The organism is Bradyrhizobium sp. A11 (assembly GCF_042077125.1).
GTDB classification, from domain to species: domain Bacteria; phylum Pseudomonadota; class Alphaproteobacteria; order Rhizobiales; family Xanthobacteraceae; genus Bradyrhizobium; species Bradyrhizobium japonicum_B.
Genome location: NZ_CP149509.1, coordinates 1,531,990 through 1,546,170, shown reverse-complemented (window position 1 = coordinate 1,546,170; position 14,181 = coordinate 1,531,990). Strand labels below are relative to the sequence as shown.

13 protein-coding genes are annotated in these 14,181 nt (G+C 65.3%); 2 read left to right on the top strand and 11 right to left on the bottom strand.

Features of this window, described 5'->3' with window-relative positions:
- Positions 1 to 41: 41 nt before the first annotated feature.
- Positions 42 to 1,754 carry a sulfatase-like hydrolase/transferase gene (locus WI560_RS07160; protein ID WP_375307433.1) on the bottom strand — a complete coding sequence of 571 codons (1,713 nt, stop codon included), beginning with the start codon at positions 1,752 to 1,754 and terminating at the stop codon, positions 42 to 44.
- Positions 1,755 to 2,100: 346 nt separating this feature from the next.
- Entirely contained in the window at positions 2,101 to 2,754 is a 654-nt protein-coding gene (locus tag WI560_RS07155; RefSeq protein ID WP_375307432.1) for a TetR/AcrR family transcriptional regulator, read from the bottom strand.
- Positions 2,755 to 2,861: 107 nt separating this feature from the next.
- On the opposite strand from WI560_RS07155, the gene WI560_RS07150 reads away from it, so the two are divergent.
- Positions 2,862 to 3,482 carry a hypothetical protein gene (locus WI560_RS07150; RefSeq protein ID WP_375307431.1) on the top strand — a complete coding sequence of 207 codons (621 nt, stop codon included), beginning with the start codon at positions 2,862 to 2,864 and terminating at the stop codon, positions 3,480 to 3,482.
- Positions 3,483 to 3,492: 10 nt separating this feature from the next.
- Here WI560_RS07150 and WI560_RS07145 read toward each other — a convergent pair whose 3' ends face one another.
- The 8 genes from WI560_RS07145 to miaA form a co-directional block, all read right to left on the bottom strand.
- The gene (locus WI560_RS07145; RefSeq protein ID WP_375307430.1) at positions 3,493 to 4,341 is read right to left on the bottom strand and encodes an SDR family oxidoreductase; all 849 of its coding nucleotides are present in this window, start codon (positions 4,339 to 4,341) and stop codon (positions 3,493 to 3,495) included.
- A 164-nt stretch (positions 4,342 to 4,505) separates the two neighbouring features.
- The gene (gene ilvC, locus WI560_RS07140) at positions 4,506 to 5,525 is read right to left on the bottom strand and encodes a ketol-acid reductoisomerase (protein ID WP_257176015.1); all 1,020 of its coding nucleotides are present in this window, start codon (positions 5,523 to 5,525) and stop codon (positions 4,506 to 4,508) included.
- 133 nt (positions 5,526 to 5,658) lie between these two features.
- Positions 5,659 to 6,261, bottom strand: coding sequence for a LysE family translocator (locus WI560_RS07135; protein WP_028137984.1), 603 nt, complete (start codon positions 6,259 to 6,261; stop codon positions 5,659 to 5,661).
- 7 nt (positions 6,262 to 6,268) lie between these two features.
- Positions 6,269 to 7,159, bottom strand: a complete 891-nt coding sequence (locus WI560_RS07130) for an EamA family transporter (RefSeq protein ID WP_375307429.1) — start codon at positions 7,157 to 7,159, stop codon at positions 6,269 to 6,271.
- Positions 7,160 to 7,225: 66 nt separating this feature from the next.
- Positions 7,226 to 7,915, bottom strand: coding sequence for a class I SAM-dependent methyltransferase (locus WI560_RS07125; protein WP_375307428.1), 690 nt, complete (start codon positions 7,913 to 7,915; stop codon positions 7,226 to 7,228).
- A gap of 3 nt (positions 7,916 to 7,918) precedes the next feature.
- Positions 7,919 to 8,461 (bottom strand): acetolactate synthase small subunit, encoded by a 543-nt coding sequence (gene ilvN, locus WI560_RS07120; RefSeq protein WP_028137987.1) that lies wholly within the window; start codon positions 8,459 to 8,461, stop codon positions 7,919 to 7,921.
- Between the two features lie 24 nt (positions 8,462 to 8,485).
- On the bottom strand, positions 8,486 to 10,261 hold the full coding sequence (locus WI560_RS07115; protein ID WP_375307427.1) for an acetolactate synthase 3 large subunit: 1,776 nt from the start codon (positions 10,259 to 10,261) through the stop codon (positions 8,486 to 8,488).
- A gap of 327 nt (positions 10,262 to 10,588) precedes the next feature.
- Positions 10,589 to 11,545, bottom strand: coding sequence for a tRNA (adenosine(37)-N6)-dimethylallyltransferase MiaA (gene miaA / locus WI560_RS07110; RefSeq protein WP_375307426.1), 957 nt, complete (start codon positions 11,543 to 11,545; stop codon positions 10,589 to 10,591).
- Positions 11,546 to 11,556: 11 nt separating this feature from the next.
- Here miaA and serB point away from each other — a divergent pair, with 11 nt between their 5' ends.
- On the top strand, positions 11,557 to 12,462 hold the full coding sequence (gene serB, locus WI560_RS07105; RefSeq protein WP_375307425.1) for a phosphoserine phosphatase SerB: 906 nt from the start codon (positions 11,557 to 11,559) through the stop codon (positions 12,460 to 12,462).
- Between the two features lie 132 nt (positions 12,463 to 12,594).
- Here serB and WI560_RS07100 read toward each other — a convergent pair whose 3' ends face one another.
- On the bottom strand, positions 12,595 to 14,094 hold the full coding sequence (locus WI560_RS07100) for a Do family serine endopeptidase (protein ID WP_375307424.1): 1,500 nt from the start codon (positions 14,092 to 14,094) through the stop codon (positions 12,595 to 12,597).
- Positions 14,095 to 14,181: the final 87 nt, after the last annotated feature.

Below are 14,181 nucleotides of genomic sequence, written 5' to 3'. Positions count from 1 at the left end.
GCTTTGCCCACCCTACAAAGTACGAGATACGTAGCGAGAGGCTACAGCCCCCGGATCATCCCGGCATCGATCAGCAGGCGGTTCAGCCGCCGCGCTTCGGCGCCGTCCTTGCAGCCGTAGAAGACGCCCTTGCAGCGGAGCATGATCTCCTTCTGCTCGGCAAAGGACGGGTCGAGCGGGATGCCCGCGGCCTCCTGGATCACCAGGGGCAGATACGGACCGTCGATCGTGTCCATCACGGCCTCGCTTCTGACCGGCTCGAAATTCAAGGCGTCGATCGCGTAATAGGTCGCATAGAGGCGCGGATCGTAGGCGTCGAGCTTCTTGCCGAGAGCGCCCTCGTCGAGCCCGGGCTCGAGGATGGCAGGCGCGAACTCAGGCTGATGATCGCCGTAACGCACGATCAGGAACGGTTCGCCCGGAAATTTCTTCTTCAACCCCGCGACGAACGCCTTGTACTGCTCGGCGCTCATCGCCTGCCGGCGCAGATATTCGTCGATGGACGCCACATTGCCCGGCGCGCGCCAGTTCGGCAGCAGCTCGGGACGGAAGCGCGTCTCCCAGGGGAAATGATTGGCGCCGAGATAGATGAAGGTGAAGAGCGGCTTGTTGGGGGGCTGCTGGCCGATCAGCTGCAGCGCCTTGTCGTAGAAGAAGCTGTCGGGCTCGACGTCCTTGGCGCCGAGATCCTTGGAATCGAGGAAGCGTTCGATTCCGGTGGTCGTCTGAAAGCTGCGGGCGGCCATGAAGCCGCCATGGGCGGGATAGAGCGACATCGTGTCGTAGCCGCAGCGGCGCAGCGCCAGCGGCAGTCCACGCTCGACGCGGCTCGAGGCGATGCGTGTCACGAAATAGGCGAAGCGGCCGAACGAACGCGAGGAGAGCCCCGCCAGCACGTTGTATTCGGTGAACCAGCTCGGCCCGCCATTGCTCTCCGCCAGGAACGTGCGCTGCTTGCCGTCCCAGGATTTGAAGTGGCTGCCGTAGCCCTGCGGCACCTTGATGCCGCGGGCGGCGCGGATGTCGAAGCTCGATTCATCATGGATCATGATGATGTTCGGCCGGCGCCCGGCGGGGTGGCAGGAATCAACCAGCGGCATGTTGAGCCGCTCATTGGTCGCAGCGGCCGATTCCATGAAGCCGTATTGCACGAAATCGGAGACCGAGCTGACGCCCGAGCGGAAGAACTTCGAGAGATAGCCGTCGTCGTAATAGCCGCGCCAGGCCTCGTCAGGGTGATAGAGCGAATAGAAGACCAGCGCGGCAAGACAGGCCAGCTTGCAGGCGAGCGCGGGCAGGCGGCGGATGCGGAAAGGATCGAGCCACCACAGCGCATACATCAGCGGCAGTGTGACCAGGCCTGCCAGGATCACCGACCAGCGCAAATTCGGGAAGATCGCGAACAGGAACGCGACGGTGTCGCGGTCGATCATCATCAGGTCGATGAAGTTGACCGTCATCTGCACGACGTCGTGCTTCAGCCGCGACAGCAGCACCAGCACGACCACCATGGTGAGCGACAGCGCGCCGGAGAGGGCCGGCCGGCGCAGCAATGTGATCCAGAAGAAATTGAGGATGCCCCAGGCCAGCGCGAACGAAAGCCGCGAGCCGAAATCGGTCTCGGTCTGATACATCAGGGCGAGGGCGGCAAGGTGCGGCGCGGCAACGGCAAGCAGCCGCCAGATGCCGAGCGCGGCGACGCTCGCCAGCACGGCGGTGGTGGCAGAAGGACCTGGATTGGGCGCGGACGCCATCGAGGACACGCAACTCTGGTCCGGTGCGGTGATGCCAAGCCGTCTGGCCGGCCCGAAAACGACCAGGGCCTCCGGCGCAGCCGGAAGCCTGCACCGTGTCATAAAACTGTAACGGAACGGTCAAGGACAGGCAACGCGCGTCGTGATCCGACCTTCGCTTCATCCTGGTGGGCGGCGGCGAGGTGCCACACGTTACGAGTGCCCGCACGCCCAACTCCATCGCCTCACCCCGAGGGGCCCGCGAAGCGGGCGTCTCGAAGGGCGAGGCCCGGACTGGGGCCTTCATGGTTCGAGACGGCGCTGCGCGCCTCCTCACCATGAGGATCCAGCGGCGGTTGCCGCGGCGTCAGGATTTCGCGATCCCGGCAATGAACAGGTCGAGCACCGCTTCCGCCATCCGCTCGATCTCGCCCTCCTCGACGCCCCAGCGCGGAAAATGGCCGTCGAGATTCATCCGGGCAAAGCCGTAGACCAGCGCGCGGCCGGCGATCTGGACTTGCTTGAGGTCGGCCGGTCGCAGCAGGCCCTGCGCCTCCGCATCAGCCAGAATCCCCTCGGTCAGCGCGATCAGCTCGGCATTGTCGCGGCTGAGGTCGGCGGAGCTGCCATGGGCGAAGTAACGCCCGGTGGAGATGATCTCGAAATGGGCGGGATTGCGCATCGCCCAGCGCAGGTAAGCGAGCCCGAAGGCACGGAAGCGAGCGAGTGGGCCGGCGGCCGGAGCCTCCGTCAGCACTGCCTCGATCTCGGCGCGAAACCGCCGTTGCGCCTCCTCCGCCACCGCCGCCATCAAAGCATCGCGGTTCGGAAAGTGCCGGAATGGCGCCCCCGGAGACACCGCGGCCCGGCGCGCAGCTTCACGGACTGAGACCTCCGCTCCCTCCGCCGCAAGTTGCAGCGCAGCATCGATCAGGACGCGGCGAAGGTCGCCATGGTGATAGGGCTTGGCTTGGGCCGTGGGGCGGCGGGCACGCGGCCTGGAGGGCTGACGAGCGGACATGGGCCCTTCTAGCATCACCTCAACGTGAATGTAAGCAGCGATTACACCATTGACCGCGCGGGTGTCACGCCATGTAATCGATGCTTACATAATGCAGGGAGATCACCATGTCGCAACGTCTAGGCTGGCTCGAGGGCTGGCGGCTGCTGGCCGCCCTCTCGTTGAGCCTGATCGTCCTCAGCCTGTGGATCGCCTCAATGCGGCAGTTCGAGGTCGAGGGCGTGCGGATGGTGATCCGTTTCACGGCGCGAAGCTCGCTCGCGCTGTTCTGCCTCGCCTTCAGCGCCGCGGCGCTGGCGCGGCTGTGGCCCAATGCCTGGACGCGCTGGCAGCGCCGCAACCGGCGCTATCTCGGCTTGAGCTTTGCCGCGTCCCACGCCATCCACGCGGTCGCGATCGTAGTTTTCGCCTGGATGGACCCCGCCAGCTTTGCGCAAGCAACCTCGGTCGTCTCCTACATCTTCGGCGGCATCGGCTATGCCGTCATCGTTGCCATGAGCGCGACCTCGTTCGACCGCACCGCCGCGCTGATCGGACCACGCGCCTGGCGGACGTTGCACCTGGTGGGCGGCTATTATCTCTGGTTCCAGTTCCTGGTGTCGTTCGGCATGCGCGTGCCGGCGATGCCGCTTTATGCCGCGTTCCTCATTCCGCTGCTGATCGTGCTGGCGCTGCGCATGATCGCGATGGCCCGCCGCCCGCACGGGCAGGCCGTTGCGGCGGGCTGAAGCGCCTGCCTTACCGTGGCAGGAACCCGAGCCGCTTGGCGATGATGCGATCGAGCGTCCGCTTCGGCAGCACGGCCGCGATCAAGTGGCGCATCGGGTCGGGCGTGATCTGGTAGCGCACCTTGGGGCGCGCCGCCGTCAGCGCCTCGAACACGATCTCGGCGATCCGCTCGGCCGGCAGGCCCTTGGCGCCGAGGTCCATCATGAAGGCCATGACCTTGTTCAGCGCCGGCAGATAGGGCGAGTTCTGGTAGACGGAGAGATCGATCTGTTCGGCCTTGCTCCAGATCGGCGTCTTCACTGCGCCGGGAGCGACGATGATGACGTCGATGCCGAACAGCATCAATTCGCGGCGCAGGCTTTCCGCCAATCCCTCGATGGCATGCTTGGAGGTGGAATAGGGCGCTGACAGCGGATTGCCGTTTCTGCCCGCGACCGAGCTGATCATCACGATCCGCCCCTTCGGCCCCTTCAGCGAGGGATCGGCACCGAGCAGCGGCCCGAACGCCTGGGTCGCGATGACGGGGCCGATGACGTTGATGTCCATCTGGCGGCGAAAATCGTCGGCCGACAATTCGAGCACGGGACCGGCGACTGCGACGCCGGCATTGTTGACGAGGCCGGCCAGCGTCTCCCCGCCCAGCGCCTCGCGGACTTCTCGCGCAGCCGCCAGGACTGCGGCTTCGTCGGTGACGTCGAACAGCAGCGGGACGAAATTGGCGCCGAACTCGGCCTCGAGCCGCTCGGCATCCGTCTGCTTGCGGACGCTGCCGAAGACTCGGAAGCCGCGCCCGATCAGGAATTTTGCGGTAGCCCAGCCGATGCCGGTGGACGCACCGGTGACGACGACAGATCGCATGGTCTTCCCTCCCTCAGGTGCCCGCGATCATGCCTTGGATTCTTGGCGGTGTCCCGGACAAGCGCAGCGAAGCGGAGCGCAGAGCCGGGACCCAGGGAGCCACAATGGACCCCGGATCAGCAGCGCAGCACCAACGTGCTGCGCTGCTGATGGGAAACGACTTCTTAGTTCTTGCTCTTGTCGACCAGCGCGCCCTTCTTGATCCAGGGCATCATGTCGCGCAGCTTGGCGCCGACTTCCTCGATCGGGTGCTGAGCGAGCTTGGCGCGGGTCGCCTTGAACGAGGTCTGGTTGACCTTGTTCTCGAGCATCCAGTCGCGGGCGAACTTGCCGCCCTGGATGTCGGCCAGAACCTTGCGCATCTCCTTCTTGGTCTCGTCCGTGATGATGCGCGGACCGGTGACGTACTCGCCGTACTCGGCGGTGTTGGAGATCGAGTAGTTCATGTTGGCGATGCCGCCTTCGTAGATCAGGTCGACGATCAGCTTCACTTCGTGCAGGCACTCGAAATAGGCCATCTCCGGCGCGTAGCCGGCTTCGACCAGCGTCTCGTAGCCGCCCTTGATCAGCTCGACCAGGCCGCCGCAGAGCACCACCTGCTCGCCGAACAGGTCGGTCTCGCACTCTTCCTTGAAGGTGGTCTCGATGATGCCGGCGCGGCCGCCGCCGATGGCAGAGGCGTAGGACAGGCCGAGGTCATGGGCGTTGCCCGAGACGTCCTTCGCGATCGCGATCAGGCAGGGCACGCCGCCGCCGCGCTGATATTCCGAGCGCACGGTGTGGCCGGGGCCCTTCGGCGCGATCATCAGCACGTCGAGATCGGCGCGCGGATCGAGCAGGTTGAAATGGACGTTGAGGCCGTGCGCGAACACCAGGGCCGCACCCTTCTTCATGTTGTCGTGCAGGTGCTCGCGGTAGATGTCGCCCTGGAGCTCGTCCGGGGTCAGCATCATGACGAGGTCGGCCCATTTGGCGGCTTCGGCGACTTCCATCACCTTGAAGCCGGCGTTCTCCGCCTTCTTGGCCGAGGCCGATCCCTTGCGCAGCGCGATGGCGACTTCCTTGACGCCGGAATCCTTCAGGTTGAGCGCATGGGCATGGCCCTGGCTGCCATAGCCGACGATGGCGACCTTCTTGCCCTTGATCAGGTTCAGGTCGGCGTCGCGATCGTAATAAACACGCATGGTCGTTTCCTCGTTCAGGGCCGAAAATCGGCCATTGGTCAGTGTCCGAAGGGTGAAATTTGCGGATTTCGGGGGCTGTCTAGAGCATTTTCAGCCCTGAGGGAAACCCGTTTCTGCATGGAAATCCGCGACATCATGCATCCATGAAAACGGGGTAGAGGGAGGCCAGCAGCAGGATTGCCATCAGGATGTTGAAGGCGCGGACCAGCCGCTCCGAGGTCAGGACCGGCCGCAAGGCGGAGCCGAACAGGGCCCAGACCACGGTCGAGACGGTACCGACGATCAGGCTGATCAGGGTCTGGATCGCGATATTGAGCGGGAATTGGGCGATCGCCGCATAGGCGGTGATGGTGCCGATCACGATCACCCAGCCCTTGGCGTTGATCCATTGGAACATCGCCGCGCCCCAGAAGGTCATCGGGCCGCGGCCGTCTCCCTCCCCCGGCTTGGCCGGGCCGGACATGGCGATCACGGCGGCAAGATAGATCAGGTAGGCGGCACCGGCATATTTCAGGATGGTCTGCAGGATCGGATAGGCCAGGAATACGGAGCCGAGCCCGAGGCCGACAGCTGCGACCATGAAGGCGAAGCCGAGAACGATGCCCACGATGTGGGGGATGGTGCGCCGGAAGCCGTAGGTCAGGCCCGAGGACAGCAGCATGATGTTGTTCGGCCCGGGCGTGAAATACATCACGACCATGAAGATGAGGAAGGCATAGAGCAGCGACTGGGACATGCTCATCTCACGCCGTCTTCGGCAACGGTTCTTCGGGTAGCGTATTGGGCCGCTTCGCCAGCACCATCACGGCGATACCGCCGATCACGGTCACCATGCCGGCAAGCCGCAAGGGTCCGAACCGCTCGCCGAAAACGATGCTGGAGGCCGCCGAGCCGACGAACGGGACCAGCAGCGCGAACGGCACCACTTGCGCGGCGGGATAGTCGCGCAGCAATCGGCCCCACAGCCAATAGGCGATGCTGGTGGAGATGCCGCCAAGCGCCAGCATGCAGAGCGCCGATGTCAGCGACATCCGGCTCAGCGACGTCCAGGTCGGCGCCGGGCCGTCGGCGATCAGCGTCAGCACGAACAGCGGCACGGCCGAGGCGAGGCACAGCCACGCGAACAGGTCGAACATCGGCACGCCGCGTGCCTTGCGCAGCAGTAGATTGCCGACCGCGAAGCTGAGCGGCGAGATCATCAGCACCGCGAACGCAGCGACGCTGAAATCGTAGCCGACCGTACCGCAGATCATAAGGAGGCCGATCGCGGCGATAGCGATGCCGAGCGTCTGCATCGGTGTCGGACGCTCGCCAAAGGCGATCGCGGCAAAACCGATCGTGAACAAAGCCTGGCTCTGCACCACCACGCTGGTGAGCCCGACCGGCACGCCGTGAGCGATGCCATAGGCCTGGCTGAGGAACTGGCCGAGGAACAACGTGGAGCTGATCGCGATCAGCAGCGACCAGGTGATCTTGGGCTTGCGGATGAACAGGCATGGCACCGCTGCAATGGCGAAGCGGAGCGCCGTCATCAGCTCCGGCGACAGCTCGTCGAGCGCGAACCGACTCGCCACGAAGGCAAGCCCCCAGATGATCGCCACCAGGACGGCGATGAGGATATCGGCCGGCTTCATTGTTGTTCTCGGTTCTGCCCTGTCGTGCAGCCCTGTTGTTATTCGTCTAGCCTTGCTCGCCGGCCTTTACGTGGAAGAATTGGGTTTGCGCAGCAGATATGTGCCGTGCATCGGTCCGTGGTAGTCGGCCGAGACCAGCGTGAAGCCGACGTCGGTCAGCATCCGCTCCATCACCCAGCCGAAGGTGGAATATTCGTCGCGCATATGCGTCACCACGCTTTCGCGCGCGAAATCGTGGTTCTTGATCTGGAAGTCGGCCCATTGCTCGACGTCGCGCTCGATCGCGTCGGGCATCGCGGTGTAGACGATGTCGCGCAGGTAGAACGTCGCTCCCGGCTTGAGGGCGCGAAAAATCCGCGACATCGCCACTGCTTTCCAGAAATCCGGCAAATGGTGCAGCGTGAACTCGCTGACGACGAGATCGTAGGATTCCGGTCGATAGGCAAAGCTGAGCAGGCCGGCGGACTGGGTTCGCACGGGCGCCTTGCGGTCGCGCGCGTAGATCTCGGCGAGCGCCAGCATCGCCGGCGAGATGTCGATGGCGTCGACCTCGGCACCCATCAGCGCCGCTTCGGTCGCCAGCACGCCGTTGCCGCAGCCGATGTCGGCGATGCGCCAGCCGCGCTGGACTCCCAGCATCTTCAGTGCGGCGCGCGCCCGCAGGTCGGCATCGTCGTGGGCGTCGTAGATCGAGGCCACGGCGGGCCCGATCCCCATCCGGTTCCGCTCGTTATAGTACCAGTCGCGCGCCAGCATGGCTCACATCCCTTCAGGCCCGCGTCCGATCGCGGCAACGCCGGTGCGCGACACCTCGACGAGGCCGAGCGGGCGCATCAGGTCGATAAACTGGTTGATCTTGTCCGTGTTGCCTGTGATCTCGAACACAAAGCTCTCGGTGGTGGCGTCGATCACCCGGGCCCGGAACGCATCCGCCAGCCGGAGCGCCTCGACGCGGTGCTCGCCCTGCCCGCGCACCTTCACCATTGCGAGCTCGCGCTCGATCGAGCGCCGGGTCTGGGTCATGTCGACGACCTGATAGACCGGGATCATGCGGTCGAGCTGGTTCTTGATCTGCGCAATCACCATCGGCGTGCCGGTGGTGACGATGGTGATGCGCGACAGATGCTTCTGGGCCTCGGTCTCCGAGACCGTGAGACTTTCGATGTTGTAGCCGCGGCCCGAGAACAGGCCGATGACGCGCGCGAGCACGCCAGGCTCGTTCTGCACGAGCACGGCGAGCGTGTGCGTCTCGTTCGGATCGTGGCGCTCTTCGATGAAATAGGCGGATGCGGGCTGGTTCATTGTCGTCCCCTCAAATGTCGCTCGTCACACCAGCGCCTTGCCGCCGGCGAACGCCTTCGCGGTCGCCTCGTCGTTGGCCTGCTCCGGCAACAGCATCTCGTTGTGCGCCTTGCCGGACGGAATCATCGGGAAGCAGTTTTCGAGCGCCGCGACGCGGCAGTCGAACAGCACCGGGCGCTTGACCGAGATCATCTCCTTGATGGCGCCGTCGAGATCGCCGGGCTTGTGCACCTGAAGGCCGACGGCGCCATAGGCTTCGGCGAGCTTGACGAAATCCGGCAGCGCCTCCGAATAGGAATGCGACAGCCGGTTGCCGTGCAGCAGCTGCTGCCACTGCCGCACCATGCCCATGTACTGGTTGTTCAGGATGAAGATCTTGATCGGCAGCTCGTACTGCACCGCCGTCGACATCTCCTGCATCGTCATCTGCACCGAGGCATCGCCTGCGATGTCGATGACGAGACTGTCGGGATGGGCCACCTGCACGCCGACCGCGGCCGGCAGGCCGTAGCCCATGGTGCCGAGACCGCCCGACGTCATCCAGCGATGCGGCTCCTCGAAGCCGTAGAACTGCGCCGCCCACATCTGATGCTGGCCGACCTCGGTGGTTATGTAGGTGTCCCTGCCGCGCGTGGCTTCGAACAGGCTCTGGATCGCATGCTGCGGCAGGATGACGTCGTTGCTCTTCTTGTAGTAGAGCGAGTTGCGGGCGCGCCACTGCGCGATCTGCTGCCACCACGACTTGATGTCCGGCTTCTTCGCCTCAGCCTTGAACACCTGCAGGATGTCGCCGAGGACGTTGGCGCAATCGCCGATGATCGGCACGTCGACGCGGATGTTCTTGTTGATCGAAGACGGGTCGATGTCGATGTGGATCTTCTTCGAGCCAGGGGAGAACGCATCGACGCGGCCGGTGATGCGGTCGTCGAAGCGCGCGCCGACGCACAGCATGACGTCGCAATCATGCATGGCCATGTTGGCCTCGTAGGTGCCGTGCATGCCGAGCATGCCGAGCCAGTTCTTGCCCGAGGCCGGGTACGCGCCGAGACCCATCAGCGTCGACGTGATCGGGAAGCCGGTGACCTCGACCAGCTCGCGCAACAGCCTGGTCGCCTCGGGGCCGGAATTGATGACGCCGCCGCCGCTGTAGATCACGGGGCGCTTGGCGCCCGCCAGCAGCGCCACCGCTTTGCGGATCTGCGCCGCATCGCCCTTCACGCGCGGTGCATAGGAGCGGTGCACGTCGGACTTGCGCGGCGGATGATAGGTGCCGGTCGCGAACTGCACGTCCTTGGGAACGTCGACCAGCACCGGGCCGGGACGGCCGGAGGTCGCGACGTAGAACGCTTCGTGCAGCACCTTCGCAAGATCATTGACGTCGCGCACCAGCCAATTGTGCTTGGTGCAGGGGCGCGTGATGCCGACAGTGTCGCATTCCTGGAACGCGTCGTTGCCGATCAGATGCGTCGGGACCTGGCCCGAAATGCAGACCAGCGGGATCGAGTCCATCAGCGCATCGGTCAGCGGCGTCACCATGTTGGTGGCGCCGGGGCCGGAGGTCACCAGCGCGACGCCCGGCTTGCCGGTCGAGCGGGCATAGCCCTCGGCGGCGTGGCCCGCACCCTGCTCGTGACGGACCAGGATGTGCTGGACTTCGCTCTGCTGGAAGATCTCGTCATAGATCGGAAGCACGGCGCCGCCGGGATAGCCGAAAATGTCGGTCACGCCGTGATCGATGAGCGCGCGCACGATCATCGCGGCGCCGGTCATCTGGTTCGGATCGTGGCTCTTGTCGCTCATTGGCTTGCTCCGGATGCGCTGTTGTCAGCGGCTTCGTTCGTGTCGGGTTCGGGAAATAAAAAAGGCCCCGAAGAGGGCCCATGCACACCGCCTGTCTTGTGGATGGCAGCTAGCCATCCCCGGCGGTGTGCCTGGGTACGACGGCGATAAGGAGTTTGGTAATAATGTTACGCATGGCAGGCGCTCGGCTTCCCAAAGGTTGCGCGAACATAGCGGCCAAAGCCTGGATGTCAAGGCAATGCGGCCGTCTCCGCGCGATTTAGGCAGTGTAGCGGTGTTCCCCGAGTTCGGCGAGAGGTAAATTGGGGAACCGGACGGAAAAGCGCGTCAGCCGCGGGCGCGGACCGCGTTGACGTTCGCAGCGACCCATTCCCTCGCCTGCTCCGGCCTGACCCATTCGAACTCCGGCAATTGATGCCGGAACCAGGTGAATTGCCGCTTGGCATAGTGACGGGTGTCGGCGCGGCCGATTGCGGCGGCCTGCTCCAGGCTGAGCTCACCGCGCAAGTGCCGGATCAGGGCGGGCACGCCATGAGCCTTCATCGCCGGCAGCAGCGGATCGAGCTGTCTGGCGGCAAGGCGCTCGACCTCCTCCAACGCGCCGGCGGCCAGCATGGCGTCGAAACGGGCGTCGATCCGTGCGTAGAGCGTGTCGCGCTCGGGTGCGAGAAACACCGCGCGAAAACTGTCCTTGGGCAGCAGCGGAGGCTGGCCTTCCCGGTGCCAGTCGAGCAGCGAGCGGCCGGTCGCCTCGACCACTTCGAGCGCACGCGCGATCCGGGTGCGATCGCGCAGGTTCAATCGCGCTGCGGCAAGCGGATCGCGACGCGCCAATTCCGCATGCAGCGCCTCCGCGCCGTTCCGTTCCAGCCGCGCGCGCACGTCCTCGCGCACCTCGGCGGGAATTGGCGGCACCACGGAGAGCCCGGCGGTTAGCGCCTTGAAATAGAGCCCGGTGCCGCCGATGAAGATCGGCAGGCGGCTTTGCGCGCGCGCCTCGTCGAGCGCCTTTGCCGCGTCGGCCACCCAGGCGCCGGCCGAGAAATTCACGGCTGCATCGACATGGCCGTAGAGACGGTGCGGAGCGCGGGCCTCCTCATCCTGTGTCGGCCGTGCCGTGATGATGCGCAGGTCGCGGTAGACCTGCATGGAATCGGCATTGACGACGATACCGCCGCTGGCGAGCGCGAGCTCCAGCGCCAGCGCCGACTTGCCGCTGGCGGTCGGGCCTGCGATAAGCACGGCCTCGCCAACGGGCCTTCTGCCGACTTGCTCCTCGCTCACGAAAACCTCAAATGTCCCTCGTCGCCACGCTGATCTGCAACCCCGACAATCCCGCGCTCGATACGACCATCGTCGACGGCGCCCGCGCCGTGCTGCCGCAGGCCGCGCCCGCGCACTGGCTGTTCGACGGGGTCGCGGTCGATATCCCGTTCGGCGCCGACAGTCACCTCGAAGCCGACCGTCACGCCATCGAGCAGCGGCTCCGCGAGCTTCGCGGCGACCTGCCCATCGACATCGTCGTGCAGCCTGTCGGCGTCAGGCGCAAGAAGCTTTTTCTCGCCGACATGGATTCGACCATGATCGGGCAGGAATGCATCGATGAGCTCGCCGATCTGGTCGGGGTGAAGGCGCATGTGGCCGCCATTACCGAACGCGCCATGCGCGGCGAGATCGAGTTCGAGCCGGCGCTGCGCGAGCGCGTCGCGCTGCTGAAGGACTTGCCCGCCAGCGCGGTCGACGAGGTGCTGGCCAAGCGGATCACGCTGACCCCGGGCGGCCGCGAGCTGGTCGCCACGATGCGCAAGCACGGCGCCTATACCTGCCTCGTCTCCGGCGGCTTCACGCTGTTCACGACCGCGGTTGCCGCCAAGATCGGCTTTCAGGAGAACCGCGCCAACGAACTCGTCGTGCGCGACGGCAAGTTCACCGGCGAGGTGAAGGAGCCGATTCTGGGACGCGCGGCCAAGCTCGCCACGCTGGTCGACCTGATGGAATCGTTCGATCTCGACGACATCGACTCGGTCGTGGTCGGCGACGGCGCCAACGACCTCGCGATGATCCAGGCGGCGGGGCTCGGCGTCGCCTATCACGCCAAGCCGGCCGTCGCGGCGGCGGCAGCCGCGCGGATCGATCACGGCGATCTCACCGCGCTGCTCTATGCGCAGGGGTACCGGCGGGAGGAGTTCGTGGAGGGGTAACCGCTCTTGTTGCTCGCTCAGCGATCGTAGGGTGGGCAAAGCGAAGCGTGCCCACCATTCATCCATTACAGCAAGAGAGCGTGGGCACGGCGCAAGAGCGCCTTTGCCCACCCTACGGGACCGTACTTGCGGCTACTGCACGCTCAGCGCCACGAAGCGCAGCTCGCCCTCGGCGTTCGAGACCAGCAGCAGCACCGACTTCTTGCCGTCCTTCTTGAGCTGATCGACCCGTTTCTGGATGTCGGCGCCGCTCGACACCGCTTCCTGCGCGACCTCGACGATGACGTCTCCGGCCGAGAGGCGCTTCTCCGCCGCGTCGGAATTGGCATCGACACTGGTGACGACCACGCCCTTGACGCTCTCCTTGATCTTGTAGCGCGTGCGCAGATCCTTGTTCAGCGCGGCGAGATCGAGGCCGAGCGCCTTCTGCGTCACCGGCTTCTCGGGCGCCGGCTCGTCGGTCTTGACCGCGGCCTGCACCCTTTCGGGATCCTGGAGGCGGCCGAGCGTGACTTTCTTGGTCTGCTCCTGGCCCTTGCGGATGATGACGACGTCGACCTCCTTGCCGACCGCCGTGTCGGCGACGACGCGCGAGAGATCCTTCGGATCTTTCACGTCCTTGCCGTCGAACCTGACGACGACGTCGCCGGGCTCGATGCCCGCGGGCTTGGCCGGGCCCTTGTCGTCGATGCCGGCGACCAGCGCGCCGCGCGCCGGCTTGATGTTGAGGCTCTCTGCGATCTCGTCGGTGACGCTCTGGATGCGCACGCCGAGCCAGCCGCGGCGCAACTCGCCGAACTGGCGCAGCTGATCGACGACGCCCACGACCGTCTTCGACGGCACGGCGAAGCCGATGCCGATCGAGCCGCCGGAGGGCGAGATGATCAGCGTGTTGACGCCGATGACGTCGCCGTCGAGGTTGAACAGCGGACCGCCGGAATTGCCGCGGTTGATGGAGGCGTCGGTCTGGATGTAGCTGTCGTAGGGACCTGAGGAGATGTCGCGATTCTTCGCCGAAACGATACCGGCGGTGACCGTGCCTCCCAGGCTGAAGGGATTGCCGATCGCGACCACCCAGTCGCCGAGGCGAAGCTTGTCGCTGTCGCCGAACTTCACCGCGACGAGGGGCTTCGGCGGCTTGATCTTGAGCACCGCAAGATCGGTCTTCTTGTCGACGCCGACCAGCTCGGCCTTGATCTTGGTGCCGTCGTTGAGGATGACGTGGATCTCGTCGGCATCCGCGATGACGTGATTGTTGGTGACGACGACGCCCGCCGTGTCGATGATGAAGCCGGATCCGAGCGAGTTGGTCTTCTTCGGAGCGCTGCCGCCGTCGCCGCCCTTGCTGCCGCCGGGGCCCCTGCGGTTCTTGAAGAAATCGTCGAAGAACTCCTCGAAGGGCGAGCCGGGCGGCAATTGCGGCATGGTGTTGCTGCCGCCGCCGCTGCCCTTGGCCTCCACGGTCTGCGAGGTCGAGATGTTGACGACCGCGTCGATCACCTTCTCGGCGACGTCGGCGATGCCATCCGGTCCGCGCGCCTCGGCCGGTGTGCCAAACGCACTGAAAGCACTGACGACGAGCGCGGCCAGCCCTAAACGCAAGCGGGTCGGGGCAATGGTGGCAGCGGGCATTGGTATCTCCAGAGAATAAGGATTCGGTCCAGACTGCGCTCGAACGGGGGGACGGCGCAAGCACGGAGCTTAACGGGCCTCAAGAGC